The organism is Pontivivens marinum (genome assembly GCF_900231835.1).
GTDB lineage: Bacteria > Pseudomonadota > Alphaproteobacteria > Rhodobacterales > Rhodobacteraceae > Pontivivens > Pontivivens marinum.
This window is the reverse complement of record NZ_OCTN01000004.1, coordinates 163,909-179,376: the sequence shown is the minus strand read 5'-3', so window position 1 is coordinate 179,376 and position 15,468 is coordinate 163,909. Positions and strand designations below refer to the sequence as shown.

Genomic DNA, 15,468 nt, shown 5'->3' with positions numbered 1-15,468 from the left:
GACAAATTGCCGGGGCGCTCGTTAGATCATCACTGGATTAGTTCGAGACGCTTTCGCGTGCCGCGATGATGGACAGATATGCATCATGCGTGATCGGATCGAAGCCGAGGCTCTCGCCCGCTGCAACGCCATAGGCGCAATCGGCATCTGCTTCATGCAGGCCATCCATCAGCGCGGTCATCGCGTCCTTAACGTCCTGTGGCAGATCGCTGCGCAGGACAATCGGACCCTCGGGGATCGGGTTGGAGCGCCAGATTTCAACCAGATCGTTCATATCAACGATGCCCGCATCAACAGCCTTGCGCAGGGCGCCGCTGTTATAGCCGTCTTCCCAGTTGCCCTGACCGTCAGCCCAGGTCACGCCTGCGTCAACGTCGCCATTGTTCACAGCAACGATGGTCTGCTCGTGACCGCCAACGAAGGTAACTTCGCCGAAATAGTCGCCGCTTTCCATTGTGTGGCCAGTTGCCTGCGGGATCTCGATGGACGGGATCAAGTAGCCGGATGTGGAGTTAGGATCGCCAAAGCCGAACACTTTGCCTTCCATATCGTCCAGCGATGTGATGCCGCTATCTGCGCGGGCAAAACCGATGGAGTGGTAGCCGAAGGAACCGTCCACGTTGATCTTGACCAGAATAGGCTCAACAACTTCCGGGTCCTGCATGTAAACGGCTGCATAGGCAGATGCGCCCAGCCATGCCATGTCGAGCGAACCGCCCAGCAGGCCCTGAATCACGCCGTTATAGTCGGCTGGAGCGAACAGACGTGTCTCAACGCCCAGTGCTTCCTCGGTATAGGCGCGCAGACACTCGTTGGAGTTCATGCGATCCTGAGCGTTCTCACCGCCGAGGATACCGATACGGAATTCGGTGATTTCCTGTGCGTGCAGCGGGGCAGTCAGAGCGGTCGTCGCAAGAGCGGCGATCATGATGGAACGGATCATGGTGAATACTTTCTGTGAGGGGAGTTTTTTAAGCTGGTATGCGCGGCGAACCCGCGTCGAGTGTCTCGATCTGTGTCGAGGTTGCGGCTTCGGAGAACGTGTCATCCGCGCCGTAGATATCGCGCGCAGCACCTGCGGTGAGCTGTTGTGGCGTGCCGTCAAAAACGACCCGCCCGTCGCGCATCCCGACAACGCGGTCGCAATAGCGGCGTGCGGTGTCGAGGGTATGAAGGTTGGCAATAACGGTCCGGCCGTCCTGCTCGTGAATATCGCGCAGGGATTGCATAACCACCTGTGCGTTCATCGGGTCGAGCGAGGCGATAGGTTCGTCCGCCAGAATAATCTTGGGGTCCTGCATCAGGGCGCGCGCAATGGCGACGCGCTGTTGCTGACCACCGGACAGGGCCTCGGCCCGTTTCGGCGCATGTTCCGCAATGCCCAACCGGTCGAGGATATTGATCGCCTGAACGATGTCGCCCTCAGGAAACAGGTTGAACATAGTGGCCAGCGTCGAGCGGCGGTTCAGCGTGCCGTGCAGCACGTTCGACACCACGTCCATCCGTGGCACCAGATTGAACTGCTGAAAGATCATCGCGCATTGCGACTGCCATGTGCGGCGCGCAGCACCGGTCAGGCCGGTCACATCGCGCCCCTCAAACAGCACCTCGCCCGAGGATGCGTCTGTCAGGCGGTTCAGCATCCGCAACAGCGTGGATTTGCCCGCACCGGATCGGCCGATAATGCCGATCATCATGGGACGGTCCACATGTAAGGTCACATCTCGCACCGCGAAGTTTGACCCGAAGGATTTGGTAAGATTCGTTATTTCGAGCATGCGACAATGTCCCTTGGTTGCGGCGGACATTGCCCCTCGATTGCTTCAGTCAAATGTCGAAGATGCGAAGCTTATGTGTCAGACTTATGTAAATGATGTGACAGCGTACGACCCCAAAAGGGGTACGAATGCGGGTACAATCGCGCGGATTGCGCGACAGTCATGAACATGACACGGGACTGTAGGTGATGATGAAACAGGGATAGCGCAATGACACAGGGGCAGAACGGGCGGGCAATCGGCGTTATGTGTCTAGGTATTCTGGGCCTCGTGATGAGCGATACTGCCGCGAATGAGCTGGTAGACCGCTATGAGGCCCTGCAAATCATGTTTGTACGGTCCTGCATCGCCCTGCCCCTCGTGATGGCAATCGTTGTGCGGGCCGAGGGTTGGGGCGCATTGCGGTCCAAGCGGCCTAGCATTCACCTGCTGCGTGCGATCCTGACCTTGGGCGCGACCTATACGTTTTTTACTTCGCTGCGCACTCTGCCACTGGCCGGATCAACCGCGCTGGCCCTGACCGCCCCACTATTTGTGACAGCTTTATCAGTGCCATTGCTGGGCGAAAAAGTCGGCCGCCTGCGGTGGGGCGCGCTGGTCGTCGGATTTGGCGGTGCGCTGGTGATCGTGCAACCCGGTGCGGACACTCTGCAACCCGCCGCTCTGCTGGCACTGGGCACGGCGCTTTGCTACGCGCTGGTGATGATTGCGGCCCGCTGGATTCACGAGGGCGACAGCCTGCGCACGGTGATGTTTTACCTGACGCTGCTGCCGCTGGTGCTGAGTTCGTGGACGTTGCTGCTGGACTGGCCAGTTATGACACTTGCCGACCTAACCCTATTCGCGGCGATGGCGATCTGCGGAACATTCGGGATCACGTTAATTACCCAAGCGTTCCGCATGGCCCCCGCCGCCATTGTTGCGCCATTCGATTACACGGCGCTGATATGGGCCAGCTTTACCGGCTGGCTGTTTTTCGATGAATTGCCCATGGCCGCCACCTATTTCGGCGCGGGCATCATCGTGGCGGCCGGTTTGTTTGTGATCTGGCGCGAGGCAAAGCTGGCTCAGCGTTAATGCCCGCCGCTGCCCGATAGGGTGTTCAGCACAACCACACCTGCCACGATCAGCCCGATACCGATCATGCCGGCCAAGTCCAGCTTTTGCCCGAACAGGACAAGGCCCAGCACCGCCATCGCGGCCACACCTGCGCCGGACCAGATCGCATAGGTCACGCCGATGGGAATCGTGCGCAGGACAATCGCCAGAAAATAGAACGCAACGCCGTAGCCAAGAACGGCAACAATCCCCGGCAGAGGCTTCGTAAATCCGTCAGACATTTTGAGGGCGGTTGTTCCCACAATCTCACCCGCGATGGCTAGCGCCAGAAAAAACCACGGCATAAACAATCCCTCACTCTGCAAATCAGTAGATACACGCCGGCAGAACCGGTGGCGCAATCTGACCTGAACATAGAATAGGGGCAATCCCCTTGCCACACAGGCTCACCTATGTATAACGCCCCATCCGGTGCATTTTTATGAATCGCGACGCCCCTCGTATGTGCCCGCCCGGCTATCTCCGGCACATTTTGAAGCGCGCTAGCAAATGGTGAATTCATGGCTCTGTACGAGCATACCTTCATCGCGCGGCAGGATCTGTCCACTGCGCAGGCCGAAGGCCTTATCGAGCACTTCTCCCAGGTTCTGACCGACAATGGTGGTTCCGTTTCCGAGAGTGAATACTGGGGCCTCAAGACGATGGCCTACAAGATCAACAAGAACCGCAAGGGCCACTATGCCTACCTGCGTTCGGATGCGCCTTCTGCCGCTGTGCAGGAAATGGAGCGTCTGATGGGTCTGCACGAGGACGTTATGCGTATCCTCACCGTGCGCGTTGACGCACATGAGGAAGGCCCCTCCGCAGTGGTTCAGGCGAAGAACTCGCGCGATGAGCGCGGTCCCCGTCGTGACCGTGGTGACCGTCCGGACCGGGGCGACCGCCCCCGTCGCGATTGATCTGGAGTATTTGACACATGGCACGTAAACCATTCTTCCGCCGTCGGAAATCCTGCCCGTTTTCGGGTGAGGGCGCTCCTGCGATCGACTATAAGGACGTGAAACTGCTTCAGCGTTATATCTCTGAGCGCGGCAAAATCGTTCCTTCCCGTATCACCGCAGTTTCGGCAAAGAAGCAGCGCGAACTGGCGAAAGCCATCAAGCGCGCACGTTTCCTCGCCCTTCTGCCCTACGCCGTGAAGTGAGGGTCTGAACATGGACGTTATTCTTCTTGAGCGCGTGGCCAAGCTGGGCCAAATGGGCGAAGTGGTTTCGGTGAAAGCCGGATTCGCTCGCAACTTCTTGCTGCCTCAGGGCAAAGCACTGCGCGCAAACGATGCAAACAAGGCACGTTTCGAAGCACAGAAAGCACAGCTGGAAGCAACCAACCTGGAGACGAAAAAGGAAGCCGAGGCGCTCGCAGCGAAACTCGACGGCCAGATCTTCGTCACCATCCGTTCGGCTTCGGACGCGGGCGGGCTGTACGGCTCCGTCACCACGCGCGATGCAGCCGATGCGGCAACCGAGAACGGCTTCACCGTGGAGCGTCGTCAGATCGTTCTCGACCAGCCGATCAAGGAACTGGGCCTGCACGACATGGAGGTGGTTCTGCACCCCGAAGTGTCCGCAACGATCACGATCAACGTTGCTCGTTCCGCAGAAGAAGCTGAAATTCAGGCTTCCGGTAAATCCATCGCGGACATCCGCGCCGAGGAAGACGCCGAAGCTGAATTCGACATCGCCGAGCTGTTCGACGATGTTGGCGGCGCTGCAAACGACTTCGACGACGAAGATGCCCCAATCGAGGACGCACCCGCAGAAGACGACGATCAGCCACAAGTCTGATCCCGTCCTAAACGGTTGAGTTACAGCCCCGTCCAGCGAAAACTGGGCGGGGTTTTTCTATTTTACGTTTCGGGATGCGCTGGATGCTTCTCCAGTATAGGCGCCCGCAGTCATTGATGCGGACCTCTGCCCCTCACTTGCAATACTGGCAAGGAATGCACTCAAGTTCGATATTTTGCTCGGTTCCAATGTGATGGATACAATAGTACCTGGAATGTTGCATTCAAACTTCTTGTAAGAACCTCTAGCAATGCGCACTGCCGCCGAGCCAGAAAAAACGCACAATACGCCTGACATTTCGCAAATACGCTTAGCGGCATATAGTCCATACCCAGTATTGAAGTATCGATCAGCACCATTATCCCTCATCGGAGCAGACGTAACTCCGCTAAGTAGAGCATTATCCAATGCCTCAGTATCACTTAACTCAGAATATTCTGATCGTGACCTTAAAGTTCCGGCTATCCCCACTCCAAAATCGGAGATCACTGCATTAACTTGATTTTTCGTAGGCCAATTTTGAGCGCAGTACCACATCTCACTCGACTGACTGTGTTCGAAAACGTTCCTGATAATTTCTCGAATTACATACTGAACTGTAATAAAGTTACTACTGCCGAATTCTTGAAGTAGAGTCTGTGCAATTGCGTCGGCGCGGCCCTCTACATGTTCAGGAACTGCACGCCCCCATGCACTTGCCTCCTCTTCGAAATCGACCCTGTTAATTTTAGTTATGGGAATGAAGTTTCCAGATTCAACCGCTCGACTGTGAGCATGCCCAATATCCATACCCAGTGAATTAAAAAAGCCCATACTTCCTAGGTATCCATGACATTCGGTATTCTTCATTTGCCAGTCAGGGCGTGGAGTGCGCTGCCCCAAATTCCAAAGCAATGAGTGAAGTGAAAATCATCGCAAGAGGCGTCCAGCGACGCTGCTTAACACCTAGATTTATGCTAAAATTATCGACACTCTTATTTGCGCTTAAATTCATCGATAGCCTTGATATCGACTTTGCGTTCATCTTAGTAGGAACGTTTACTTCCACTGGAAACCTCTAATACGATTAATATTCTAACACCCAATACATTTACAGATCTAAAAGCAAGACCGCTACCGCTCCCACATTGCATCCGCTACAATGTCCCCAACGCGACTCCCCTAAACTCAATCTCTGCCTTCCTGTCGTGGGCGTGTTAGTGTGTCGGGGTCGATAGTCGGCTAATTGGTAAGGTGGGTGCAGTATGGCGGATGGCGGTTATCAGGCGGTGGATAAGGCGGATCAGACCCCTTTGCCGCATAATATCGAGGCGGAGCAGGCGCTGTTGGGTGCGTTGCTCGTCAATAACGAGATCTACGACAAGGTCGCGGCGATTATTGAGCCTGTGCACTTCTTCGACCCCGTCCACCGGCGGATTTATGAGGTGGCGGCGCAGCGTATCCAGAAAAACGCCCTCGCCTCGCCCGTAACGCTCAAGGCATTTTTGGCCGAGGATCCGGGCTTGGCGGAGCTGGGCGGACCGGCCTATCTGGCGCGGTTGGCAGGGTCTGCTATCTCGATCTTTGCTGCGCGTGACTATGCTCAGATGATCTATGATCTGGCGATCCGCCGCGCTTTGATCGAGATTGGTGAGGAAATCGCAGGCACCGCGAAATCAATCACCGTGGATAATGAACCCAAGGCCCAGATTGTTGAGGCCGAGGCCAAGCTGTACCAACTGGCCGAACAGGGTCGGGTTGAGGGCGGGTTCCAGTCTTTCCTGCGCTCACTGACCACGGCGGTGAATGTCGCCAACTCCGCCTATCAGCGTGAGGGCAAGCTGGCAGGCGTGTCCACCGGTCTGCGCGATCTGGACAGTAAGCTGGGCGGGTTGCACAAATCCGACCTTTTGATCCTCGCCGGTCGTCCCTCGATGGGTAAGACGGCGCTGGCCACGAACCTCGCATTCAACGTGGCGCATGCCTATAAAAAGGGTCTGCGCACTGACGGGACCGAGGGCACGGTGGATGGCGGCGTGGTCGGGTTCTTTTCACTGGAGATGAGCGCGGATCAGCTGGCCTCGCGTATTCTGGCCGAACAGGCGGAGGTGGACAGCCACAAAATCCGTGACGGTAGCTTGGACGCCGACGAATTCCGCCGCTTTATTGAGGCGTCGAAAACACTGGAGCGAATTCCGCTTTATATTGACGATACGCCCGCACTGAAGATCTCGACCGTGGCGGCGCGTGCGCGGCGGTTGAAGCGACAGCACGGCCTCGACCTGCTGGTGATCGACTACCTACAGTTGCTCAAGGGTACGAACTCCAAATCCGATAACCGCGTGAACGAGGTTTCGGAAATTACGCAGGGTCTAAAGGCCATCGCGAAGGAGCTGGAAATTCCGGTTATCGCCCTATCGCAGCTGTCACGTCAGGTGGAAAACCGCGAGGATAAGCGCCCTCAGCTCAGCGATTTGCGGGAATCCGGCTCGATCGAGCAGGATGCTGACGCCGTTATGTTCGTATACCGTGAGGAATATTACACCGAGCGTGAGATGCCATCCGAGACAGATCTGGAGGCAACGGCCCGCTGGCAGGAAAAGATGGAGAAGGTTTCCGGCATCGCTGAGGTCGTGATCGGCAAGCAGCGGCACGGCCCTATTGGCTCCGTCCCGCTGGCGTTCGAGGGGCGCTATACCCGCTTCTCCGACCTTGCGCGAAGCTGGCAGGAACGCCCCGAAGAATATTAAGACCCTACTGCGGAGTGGTGCCTGATGCGCGCTGTACTGGAAGTTGACCTGAACGCAATTCGTGCAAATTGGCGTGCACTATCTGTGGCCCCCGAAACGGGTGCTGTGGTTAAGGCGGATGCCTACGGGTTGGGCCTGACACCCGTTGCGCAGGCCTTGGCGCGTGGGGGGGCAACCTCGTTCTTCGTTGCGCAGGTTGAGGAAGGCGTTGCCCTGCGCACGGCCCTGGGTGCGGGGCCGGAGATCACGGTTTTTTCTGGTCTGATGCAGGCGCAGGATGCGGCGCTGTTTCGGGATTACGCACTGGTTCCGTGCCTTAACTCCATCGAGCAATGCGTTGATTTTGCAACTTATCTGGGCGGCCAGCCCTTTGGCCTGCAATATGATAGCGGGATGAACAGATTGGGTTTGGAGGCGCAGGATCTGGCGCATCTGCCTGACCTTGGCACACCGCGTTTGATCATGTCGCATTTGTCCTGTTCTGATGAACCGTCCCATCCACAAAGCGCCGCGCAGCTGGCCGCGTTTGTGGAGATGGCACCGCAGGGGCGGCGGTCGCTCTCCGCTACTGGCGGCACATTGCTGGGGCCGGATTACCATTTCGACATAACACGGCCCGGGATCGGGATGTATGGCGGCATGCCATTTGCCGCCGCGCAGCCGGTGGTCACGCTATCGCTGCCCGTCATTCAGGTACGTGATGTGCAAGTGGGTGAGAGCGTCGGCTATGGCGCGCATTGGATTGCGCAGCGGCCATCGCGCATTGCAACGGTTTCGTCGGGCTATGCTGACGGATTGATCCGCGCCCTGAGCGGTGGCGCGACATTGTGGGCCGGTGATATGCCCTGCCCGCTGGCCGGTCGTGTTTCCATGGATTTGATGGGCGTGGATGTAACCGACCTACCGCATGTGCCGCAAATGCTGGATATTTTGGGGCCGCATCAGGGGATTGATGCCTTGGCAGACGCAGCGGGCACCATTGGATATGAAATATTAACCTCGCTTGGAACACGATACGCGCGGCATTACGTGGGCTAACAGCCCTTGGCCTGCGCCCCTTCGCAGGGTAGGTCTGCGATCAAGCGATAGGAGGCGTAAATGGCCGTGCTAAGATATGGGCAGAGTTTTCTGGCGGGGATCGGTGCTGCGGTGCTGGGGCTATGCGCGGCGACAGGTGCGCTGGTGCTGTTTGCGGCCTCGGCCATCAGTCACATGGTTCGGCCACCGTTTTATCCCGCTGAAATCGGGCGGCAATTGCTGCGGATCGGCTGGTTTTCCTTGCCGGTTGTGGGCCTGACCACGCTGTTTACGGGCGGTGCGCTGGCGCTGCAAATCTTTGCCGGTGGCGCGCGTTTTAACGCCGAGGCGGTTGTCCCTTCTATCGTTGCAATCGGCATGGTACGTGAGCTTGGCCCCGTTCTGGGCGGCCTGATGGTTGCCGGGCGGGTTTCGGCGTCAATCGCGGCGGAAATCGGCACGATGCGTGTGACGGAACAGATTGACGCGCTCAGTACGCTCAGCACCAATCCGATGAAATATCTGGTTGTGCCGCGGCTGATCGCGGCGGTGATCGCGCTGCCCCTGCTGGTGCTGATCGGCGATATTATCGGCGTTATGGGCGGGTTTATGGTCGGCGTGGGTCGGCTGGATTTCAACGCGGCGACCTATATCACGACGACTGTGAATTTCCTGACGGTGCAGGACGTGGTTTCCGGCTTGGTCAAGGCCGCGGTCTTTGGCTTCATTCTGGCGCTAATGGGCTGTTATCAGGGCTATAACTCGCAGCGCGGCGCGCAGGGTGTGGGGCGCGCGACAACCAATGCGGTTGTGTCTGCCTCCGTCCTGATCTTCGCGGCAAACTACATCCTGACGGAGGTGTTCTTTACGCCATGAGCACGCAAATCACCCTAAGCGGCCTGCAAAAATCCTTTGGCCCCAAACATGTTCTACGCGGCGTCGATCTGATCGCGCCTGCGGGACAAAACACGGTTATCATTGGCGGATCGGGCACCGGTAAATCGGTGCTTCTGAAATGCATTCTGGGCTTGGTAAGGCCTGATGCCGGCGAAATCCTGCTGGACAGCGCGGCTATCGGGCGGGATCGGGATGCGTTCCTTGCGCGGTTCGGGATGCTGTTTCAGGGCGGCGCGCTGTTCGATTCGCTGAGCGTTTGGGAAAACGTCGCCTTTCGCCTGTTACGGGGGAAGGGAAAGCTGAACCGCAGCGATGCACGTGATGTTGCGGTGGAAAAGCTGCGCCGCGTTGGCCTGACGGCGGAGGTTGCGGACCAGTTTCCGGCGGAACTATCGGGCGGCATGCAGAAACGTGTTGGACTGGCGCGGGCGATTGCCGCCAACCCCGAGATCATTTTCTTTGATGAGCCGACCACCGGCCTCGACCCGATTATGTCCGGCGTTATCAATGATCTGATCCGTGAGATCACAGCGGAGATTGGCGCAACCGGCATGACGATCACCCATGACATGACCTCGGTTCGTGCGATTGCCGATCAGGTCGCGATGCTGCATGGCGGCAAGGTCCGCTGGACTGGCCCCGCGGCCGAGATGGACCATTGCGGTGATCCCTATGTTGAGCAATTCGTGACCGGCAGCGCCGATGGCCCGATTGAGGCTGTTCGCTAGTCATGCAACTGACCGGCATGCCCCTGCCACGCCGGATAAATCTGGCATTGCTGGTCCTGTACCCCATCGCATGGCTGGCACCGTTAATGCAGGCGCGCGCGATGTGGTTTCTGGGCGGCGATCAGGTTTCGATGCTCAGCGGGTTGGGCGCATTGTGGTCGTCGGATAAGGCACTGGCGGTGCTGGTCGCGCTGCTGGCCATCATCATGCCCTATGGCAAGGTTATCGCGACGGAACTGAGCTTCACCCACCGCCTGCCGCCACGTTTCGGGCGCGCATTGCCGTGGATTGCACGCCTCTCCATGGCTGACATCTTCCTCATCGCGCTATATGTCGTGGTGGCCAAGGGCATCGCAGGGGCAAGTGTTACGCCGCTCTGGGGTTTGTGGCTGTTTACGATTTGCGTCCTGACATCCCTATGGCTGAGCACGGTAAAACATGACGATTTTTGAATTGATGGGCGGCATCCTGATCGGCTTTGGCACGTTCGGGGCGATGTTCTGGTCCGCGTGGCGGGTCATTTCTGCGCGGGGGATTCGGCGTTGGCTATATGTCGGCGCGGTCGCGTTTACCTTGCTGGGCATGGCATCGGTTTCGCTGATCTCGCCACCCTTGGCGATGTTTGCCGGTGGCGGCTTGGTTTTCTGCGCGTTGAGCCTGATCTGGGGTGAGCGTTGGGGCGAGCGGTTTCTGCCAGCGGTACAGGCTATTTTTGGTGCTTTGCTGATTACAGGCGCGCCGTTCTAACCTGCGATGTTGCGGTTTCGTTCCACACGCGATAAGCCGTTCTTATGGCAAAACAGACAACATCCTTCGTATGCTCCGAATGCGGCGCGACCCATAAAAAATGGGCGGGCCGCTGTGATGCGTGCTCGGCGTGGAATTCCATTGTCGAGGATGCAGGCACAGGCTCCGCCGCGCCCAAGGCGTTAGGCAAGGCACGCGGGCGCACGGTCCCCCTCAGTGATCTGAGCGTTGAGGACGCCGCCCTGCCCCGCGAGCTGTCGGGAATTGCGGAACTGGACCGTGTGACGGGCGGCGGGCTGGTGCCGGCCTCTGCCACCTTGGTCGGTGGTGATCCGGGCATTGGTAAATCGACGCTGCTGCTACAGGCCGCTGCCGCCTATGCGCGCAACGGGGCCAAGGTCGTCTATGTTTCGGGCGAGGAAGCCGCAGCGCAGATCAGGATGCGGGCCAAACGGCTTGGCCTAGCCGATGCGCCGGTTATGCTGGCCGCGGAAACCAACCTGCGCGATATTTTGACGACGCTGGAGGCAGAGCAGCCACGGCTGGCCATTATCGACTCGATCCAGACAATGTGGTCCGATCATGTGGACAGCGCCCCCGGATCGGTTTCGCAGGTCCGCGCCGCCGCGCATGAGCTTGTCACCTTTGCCAAGCGTAAGGGGATCAGCGTTATCCTCGTCGGGCATGTGACCAAGGACGGACAGATCGCTGGCCCCCGTGTTGTCGAACATATGGTCGATACCGTGCTGTATTTCGAGGGTGAGCGCGGCCACCAGTTCCGTATCCTGCGCGCGGTTAAGAACCGCTTTGGCCCCGCCGATGAAATCGGTGTGTTCGAGATGACGGGAATGGGGCTGTCCGAGGTTTCCAACCCCTCCGCCCTGTTCCTGAGCGAACGGGGAAAACCGTCTAGCGGCTCCGTTGTTTTCGCGGGGATTGAGGGGACGCGCCCCCTGCTATGCGAAATTCAGGCGCTGGTCGCGGCGTCACCACTGGCCACACCGCGCCGCACGGTGGTCGGTTGGGATTCGCAACGGTTGGGAATGATCCTCGCCGTGTTGGAGGCCCGCGCGGGAATCGGATTTGGCGGAATGGATGTGTTCCTGAACGTCGCAGGCGGATTGCGGGTCGGGGAACCGGCAGCGGATTTGGCCGTGGCGGCCGCGCTGATCAGCGCCCGACAGGATCACGCCCTGCCGCCCGAGACCGTATTGTTCGGCGAAATCAGCCTATCAGGTGCATTGCGCCCCGTGCCGCAACCCGAGGCGCGATTGCGTGAGGCGGCAAAGCTGGGGTTCAGCCGTGCTATCGTTCCCGCAGGCATGCGCCGCACAGGAAGCGACCCAATTGAGGTAGAAACTCTTGACGATTTGACAGGCTTTGTGGAAAGCGTATTCGGACAACTCGACTGATACGCAAGAATAACAGACAGGACGCTGGCACATGGATCAATTCACTCTGGTGGACGCCGGTGTCGCGGGCATCGTCCTTATCTCTGGCCTATTGGCCTATTCGCGCGGGTTCGTGCGTGAGGTTCTGTCGATTGCAGGTTGGGTCCTGGCCGCAGTCGCCGCGTTTTTCCTGGCGCCAAAGGTAGAGCCGATCATTTCGGAACTACCGGTTGTGTCCGACATTATCGGCGGCTCGTGCCAGATTTCGATCATTGCGGCGGCGGGCATCGTCTTTGTCATCACGCTGATCATTATTTCGCTGTTTAGCCCGCTGATTTCCAGCTCGGTGCAAAATTCCGCGCTCAGCCCGATTGATAGCGGTCTGGGCCTACTGTTCGGTATCGCGCGTGGCCTGCTGCTGGTTGCGATTGCCTTTGTGATCTATGACCAAACACCGGTCAGCGATTCAACGATTTCGATGGTTGAGAATGCAGCGACGCGCGACCTGCTGGAAACCTTGCGTTTGCGGGTAACTGACCTGCTGCCAACCGAAATTCCGCCTCAGATTGTTGAGAGCTATGACCACCTGATGGGCCGCTGTTCCGGCTGATCCGTGTCGCCTGTGATCCGCACTGCATATGGGTGTCTTGCATTTGAGATTTTGCACGACACCCGATGTGCGGTGCAGCAAACTCAGATGGTGACAAGCTGATGACACAGGGCTACAAGGCGGCGAAGCCATCCTCGAGAGCATTTGTGGGAGACATCAAGATGTCCGCTATCCCCGATTTTCCAGCCCATCCCTTTGATGCACGCGGGGACGATAAACCTCGGGAAGAATGCGGTATTTTCGGCGCGACAGGTGTGCCGGACGCTGCGAATTTCGTAGCACTGGGTTTGCACGCATTACAGCATCGCGGTCAGGAAGCAGGCGGAATCGTCAGCTTCGCACCCGGTGTCGGGTTTTCCTCGGTTCGCCGGTTTGGCTATGTGCGCGATAATTTCACCTCCGCTGATGTGATGAAGCAACTGCCGGGCCAGATCGCCTGCGGGCATGTGCGCTACTCCACTGCGGGGTCTAAGGGCGCGGCCATTCGCGATGTGCAGCCCCTCTTTGCCGAATTCGCCATGGGCGGCTGTGCGATTGCGCATAACGGCAACCTGACCAACGCTGAGGCATTGCGGGCCGAGCTGATCGACCGTGGCTCGATCTTCCAATCCTCCAGCGATACGGAATGCATCATCCACCTGATGGCGCGCTCGATCCAGCGTTCGATCCCTGAGCGGATGAAGGACGCGCTGCGGCGGGTTGAGGGTGCGTTCAGCGTTATCGCCATGACCCGCACCAAGCTGATCGGCGTGCGTGATGCACGCGGTGTACGCCCGCTGATGCTGGGCCGTTTGACGAATGGCGGCTGGTGCTTGGCATCCGAAACCTGCGCATTGGACATTATCGGCGCCGAATTCGTGCGTGAGGTCCAGCCGGGTGAGATGGTGATCTGTACCGCTGACGGCATTGAATCGAGCTTCCCGTTCGAGGCAAAGCCCAAAAAGTTCTGCGTCTTTGAATATGTCTATTTCTCCCGCCCTGACTCGGTCATTGGCGGGCACAGCGTTTATGAGACGCGCCGCCGTATCGGTGTGGAACTGGCCAAGGAAAATCCGGTTGAGGCCGATCTGGTCTGCCCTGTCCCTGATTCCGGCACGCCTGCGGCAATCGGCTTCTCACAGGAAAGCGGCATTCCCTACGCGATGGGCATCATCCGCAACCAATATATGGGCCGAACATTTATCGAGCCGACTGCGGAAATCCGCAATATGGGTGTGCGACTAAAGCTGAACGTCAACCGTGCGCTGATTAAGGGCAAGCGGGTGATCCTGGTCGATGACTCGGTCGTGCGTGGCACCACCAGTCAGAAGATCAAGGACATGATCCTCGACGCTGGCGCGGCGGAGGTTCACTTCCGCATCGCATCGCCCCCCACGCAATGGCCGTGTTTCTACGGTGTCGACACGCCGGATCGTGAGAACTTGTTGGCCGCGCAGATGACCGTTGAGCAAATGCGTCAGCACCTTGGCGTGAACAGCCTCGCCTTTGTCTCGCTAGACGGTATGTACCGCGCCTGTGGTGAGAAGAAGCGCGCGGCGGAGCCTCAGTTCTGTGATGCGTGCTTCTCCGGCGATTATCCTGTGCGCCCGACCGATGTTATCGCGGCCGGTCGCGTTAAGCTAAAGCAGGATGCCTGATCCCGTCGCCTTTCGCGCGCACCACTTTCTGTGCGCGTTAGGCTTTGAAGGTAAGGGCTATTCCAACCGTTTCGTGGCCAATATGGCCACGATCGTTGAGGCTCTGCGCGACGCACCCGACACGATGATCGAGGTTGTTGAGCAGACCGACGATATCTGCGCCCCGTGCCCCAAACGCCGCGATACCTCATGTCTGAACCAAACGCGGATCATGGCGTTGGACCGGCGTCACGCTGATGCACTGGGCCTGCAAATCGGTGAGCGGTTGAGCTGGACACAGGCGCAACAACGTATGCGTGAAAAGATCACCACTGACACTTTGCGCAATATCTGCGCAGGCTGTGCGTGGCTAGATCAGGGCATGTGCCTGAACGCGGTGGAACGATTGCATTCCACGGACGAAGGCTAAAACGTAAAACGCCGCCCCGGATGGAGCGGCGTTTCGTTTAACTTAGGGTCGGATTAGCGACGAGCGAGCTTGAAGCCGCCAGTCACGATTAGCGCTGCGATCACCAGCTTCACCGCATCACCAATCAGGAACGGTGTCATGCCAGCGGACAGTGCGCCGCCAAGGTCAAGACCGGTCACAGCGTCCAGATAAAGGATGCCGGGAACATACAGCGCCACATTTGCAACAACGCCCGCAGCGATCAGGCCGAACAAGGACTGGCCGGTTACACGCTCGGACACCAAACCGGCGATAAACGCCATCGCGACGAAGCCGTACAAGAAGCCGGCGGTTGGGCCGAACAGGGCCGCTGTGCTCGCGCCATTTGCGAAGACCGGCAGGCCCATCGCGCCCTCTGCAAGGTACAGAGCAACCGCAGCAGCACCGCGCCATGCGCCAAGGCTGAGGCCAATAAACAGAATAGCCAGCGTTTGCAGTGTCATCGGAACTGGGAACATCGGCACGGCAATTTGCGCGGCCATTGCGATAACCATGGAGCCACCGACGATCAGTGCGGCATCACGCAACAGGGATGGCGACTGCCAGATCGCTGTAGCCATTGGGGTTTGACGGTTCATAACGG

General features: G+C 58.4%; 19 protein-coding genes. 14 read left to right on the top strand and 5 right to left on the bottom strand.

Features of this window, described 5'->3' with window-relative positions; all coding sequences use genetic code 11:
• Positions 1 to 37 precede the first annotated feature (37 nt).
• Positions 38 to 943 carry a phosphonate ABC transporter substrate-binding protein gene (phnD, locus tag CR254_RS11515; protein WP_281252998.1) on the bottom strand — a complete coding sequence of 302 codons (906 nt, stop codon included), beginning with the start codon at positions 941 to 943 and terminating at the stop codon, positions 38 to 40.
• Between the two features lie 28 nt (positions 944 to 971).
• Positions 972 to 1,778, bottom strand: coding sequence for a phosphonate ABC transporter ATP-binding protein (gene phnC, locus CR254_RS11510; protein WP_097930094.1), 807 nt, complete (start codon positions 1,776 to 1,778; stop codon positions 972 to 974).
• Between the two features lie 210 nt (positions 1,779 to 1,988).
• Here phnC and CR254_RS11505 point away from each other — a divergent pair, with 210 nt between their 5' ends.
• Complete coding sequence (locus CR254_RS11505) at positions 1,989 to 2,855, top strand: DMT family transporter (protein WP_097930092.1); 867 nt, start codon at positions 1,989 to 1,991, stop codon at positions 2,853 to 2,855.
• Here the strand turns inward: CR254_RS11505 and CR254_RS11500 are convergent.
• Positions 2,852 to 3,181: a DMT family transporter gene (locus CR254_RS11500; protein ID WP_097930090.1), complete on the bottom strand. Its 330-nt coding sequence runs from the start codon at positions 3,179 to 3,181 to the stop codon at positions 2,852 to 2,854. The genes CR254_RS11505 and CR254_RS11500 overlap by 4 nt on opposite strands.
• Positions 3,182 to 3,397: 216 nt before the next feature.
• On the opposite strand from CR254_RS11500, the gene rpsF reads away from it, so the two are divergent.
• Genes rpsF through rplI form a run of 3 tightly spaced genes read left to right on the top strand, consistent with a single transcriptional unit; the run spans position 3,398 to position 4,681 of the window.
• On the top strand, positions 3,398 to 3,796 hold the full coding sequence (gene rpsF / locus CR254_RS11495; RefSeq protein WP_097930088.1) for a 30S ribosomal protein S6: 399 nt from the start codon (positions 3,398 to 3,400) through the stop codon (positions 3,794 to 3,796).
• Positions 3,797 to 3,813: 17 nt separating this feature from the next.
• The gene (rpsR, locus tag CR254_RS11490; RefSeq protein ID WP_097930086.1) at positions 3,814 to 4,041 is read left to right on the top strand and encodes a 30S ribosomal protein S18; all 228 of its coding nucleotides are present in this window, start codon (positions 3,814 to 3,816) and stop codon (positions 4,039 to 4,041) included.
• Between the two features lie 10 nt (positions 4,042 to 4,051).
• Positions 4,052 to 4,681, top strand: a complete 630-nt coding sequence (gene rplI, locus CR254_RS11485; protein ID WP_097930085.1) for a 50S ribosomal protein L9 — start codon at positions 4,052 to 4,054, stop codon at positions 4,679 to 4,681.
• A 57-nt stretch (positions 4,682 to 4,738) separates the two neighbouring features.
• Here rplI and CR254_RS17920 read toward each other — a convergent pair whose 3' ends face one another.
• Positions 4,739 to 5,530: an ATP-binding protein gene (locus tag CR254_RS17920; RefSeq protein ID WP_145996741.1), complete on the bottom strand. Its 792-nt coding sequence runs from the start codon at positions 5,528 to 5,530 to the stop codon at positions 4,739 to 4,741.
• A 395-nt stretch (positions 5,531 to 5,925) separates the two neighbouring features.
• Here CR254_RS17920 and CR254_RS11480 point away from each other — a divergent pair, with 395 nt between their 5' ends.
• The 10 genes from CR254_RS11480 (at position 5,926) to CR254_RS11435 (ending at position 14,846) form a co-directional block, all read left to right on the top strand.
• Positions 5,926 to 7,410 carry a replicative DNA helicase gene (locus CR254_RS11480; protein WP_097930083.1) on the top strand — a complete coding sequence of 495 codons (1,485 nt, stop codon included), beginning with the start codon at positions 5,926 to 5,928 and terminating at the stop codon, positions 7,408 to 7,410.
• A 21-nt stretch (positions 7,411 to 7,431) separates the two neighbouring features.
• Positions 7,432 to 8,448: an alanine racemase gene (gene alr / locus CR254_RS11475; RefSeq protein WP_097930080.1), complete on the top strand. Its 1,017-nt coding sequence runs from the start codon at positions 7,432 to 7,434 to the stop codon at positions 8,446 to 8,448.
• Between the two features lie 60 nt (positions 8,449 to 8,508).
• Positions 8,509 to 9,303, top strand: coding sequence for an MlaE family ABC transporter permease (locus CR254_RS11470; RefSeq protein ID WP_097930079.1), 795 nt, complete (start codon positions 8,509 to 8,511; stop codon positions 9,301 to 9,303).
• Entirely contained in the window at positions 9,300 to 10,052 is a 753-nt protein-coding gene (locus CR254_RS11465) for an ABC transporter ATP-binding protein (protein WP_097930077.1), read from the top strand. The genes CR254_RS11470 and CR254_RS11465 overlap by 4 nt, the downstream gene beginning before the upstream one ends.
• Before the next feature lie 2 nt (positions 10,053 to 10,054).
• Positions 10,055 to 10,504: a paraquat-inducible protein A gene (locus CR254_RS11460; protein WP_245851595.1), complete on the top strand. Its 450-nt coding sequence runs from the start codon at positions 10,055 to 10,057 to the stop codon at positions 10,502 to 10,504.
• Positions 10,491 to 10,799 (top strand): hypothetical protein, encoded by a 309-nt coding sequence (locus CR254_RS11455; RefSeq protein ID WP_097930075.1) that lies wholly within the window; start codon positions 10,491 to 10,493, stop codon positions 10,797 to 10,799. Before CR254_RS11460 ends, CR254_RS11455 begins: the two co-directional genes overlap by 14 nt.
• A 44-nt stretch (positions 10,800 to 10,843) precedes the next feature.
• On the top strand, positions 10,844 to 12,211 hold the full coding sequence (gene radA, locus CR254_RS11450) for a DNA repair protein RadA (RefSeq protein ID WP_097930073.1): 1,368 nt from the start codon (positions 10,844 to 10,846) through the stop codon (positions 12,209 to 12,211).
• 31 nt (positions 12,212 to 12,242) lie between these two features.
• The gene (locus CR254_RS11445) at positions 12,243 to 12,800 is read left to right on the top strand and encodes a CvpA family protein (RefSeq protein ID WP_097930071.1); all 558 of its coding nucleotides are present in this window, start codon (positions 12,243 to 12,245) and stop codon (positions 12,798 to 12,800) included.
• A gap of 161 nt (positions 12,801 to 12,961) precedes the next feature.
• Positions 12,962 to 14,437, top strand: a complete 1,476-nt coding sequence (purF, locus tag CR254_RS11440; RefSeq protein WP_097930320.1) for an amidophosphoribosyltransferase — start codon at positions 12,962 to 12,964, stop codon at positions 14,435 to 14,437.
• Positions 14,430 to 14,846, top strand: coding sequence for a DUF1284 domain-containing protein (locus tag CR254_RS11435; RefSeq protein ID WP_097930070.1), 417 nt, complete (start codon positions 14,430 to 14,432; stop codon positions 14,844 to 14,846). Before purF ends, CR254_RS11435 begins: the two co-directional genes overlap by 8 nt.
• 53 nt (positions 14,847 to 14,899) lie before the next feature.
• Here CR254_RS11435 and CR254_RS11430 read toward each other — a convergent pair whose 3' ends face one another.
• Entirely contained in the window at positions 14,900 to 15,463 is a 564-nt protein-coding gene (locus tag CR254_RS11430) for a biotin transporter BioY (protein ID WP_245851594.1), read from the bottom strand.
• Between the last annotated feature and the right edge of the window lie 5 nt (positions 15,464 to 15,468).

What these genes read in the sequence shown, in the direction of transcription:
- CR254_RS11445 (WP_097930071.1), top strand. Translation starts at nt 12,243, where the DNA reads ATGGATCAATTCACTCTGGTGGACGCCGGTGTCGCGGGCATCGTCCTT.
- CR254_RS11505 (WP_097930092.1), top strand. Translation starts at nt 1,989, where the DNA reads ATGACACAGGGGCAGAACGGGCGGGCAATCGGCGTTATGTGTCTAGGT.
- CR254_RS11460 (WP_245851595.1), top strand. Translation starts at nt 10,055, where the DNA reads ATGCAACTGACCGGCATGCCCCTGCCACGCCGGATAAATCTGGCATTG.
- phnD (WP_281252998.1), bottom strand. Translation starts at nt 943, where the DNA reads ATGATCCGTTCCATCATGATCGCCGCTCTTGCGACGACCGCTCTGACT.
- rplI (WP_097930085.1), top strand. Translation starts at nt 4,052, where the DNA reads ATGGACGTTATTCTTCTTGAGCGCGTGGCCAAGCTGGGCCAAATGGGC.
- CR254_RS11430 (WP_245851594.1), bottom strand. Translation starts at nt 15,463, where the DNA reads ATGAACCGTCAAACCCCAATGGCTACAGCGATCTGGCAGTCGCCATCC.
- phnC (WP_097930094.1), bottom strand. Translation starts at nt 1,778, where the DNA reads ATGCTCGAAATAACGAATCTTACCAAATCCTTCGGGTCAAACTTCGCG.
- radA (WP_097930073.1), top strand. Translation starts at nt 10,844, where the DNA reads ATGGCAAAACAGACAACATCCTTCGTATGCTCCGAATGCGGCGCGACC.
- CR254_RS11500 (WP_097930090.1), bottom strand. Translation starts at nt 3,181, where the DNA reads ATGCCGTGGTTTTTTCTGGCGCTAGCCATCGCGGGTGAGATTGTGGGA.
- CR254_RS11455 (WP_097930075.1), top strand. Translation starts at nt 10,491, where the DNA reads ATGACGATTTTTGAATTGATGGGCGGCATCCTGATCGGCTTTGGCACG.
- rpsR (WP_097930086.1), top strand. Translation starts at nt 3,814, where the DNA reads ATGGCACGTAAACCATTCTTCCGCCGTCGGAAATCCTGCCCGTTTTCG.
- CR254_RS17920 (WP_145996741.1), bottom strand. Translation starts at nt 5,530, where the DNA reads ATGAAGAATACCGAATGTCATGGATACCTAGGAAGTATGGGCTTTTTT.
- purF (WP_097930320.1), top strand. Translation starts at nt 12,962, where the DNA reads ATGTCCGCTATCCCCGATTTTCCAGCCCATCCCTTTGATGCACGCGGG.
- CR254_RS11480 (WP_097930083.1), top strand. Translation starts at nt 5,926, where the DNA reads ATGGCGGATGGCGGTTATCAGGCGGTGGATAAGGCGGATCAGACCCCT.
- rpsF (WP_097930088.1), top strand. Translation starts at nt 3,398, where the DNA reads ATGGCTCTGTACGAGCATACCTTCATCGCGCGGCAGGATCTGTCCACT.
- CR254_RS11465 (WP_097930077.1), top strand. Translation starts at nt 9,300, where the DNA reads ATGAGCACGCAAATCACCCTAAGCGGCCTGCAAAAATCCTTTGGCCCC.
- CR254_RS11435 (WP_097930070.1), top strand. Translation starts at nt 14,430, where the DNA reads ATGCCTGATCCCGTCGCCTTTCGCGCGCACCACTTTCTGTGCGCGTTA.
- CR254_RS11470 (WP_097930079.1), top strand. Translation starts at nt 8,509, where the DNA reads ATGGCCGTGCTAAGATATGGGCAGAGTTTTCTGGCGGGGATCGGTGCT.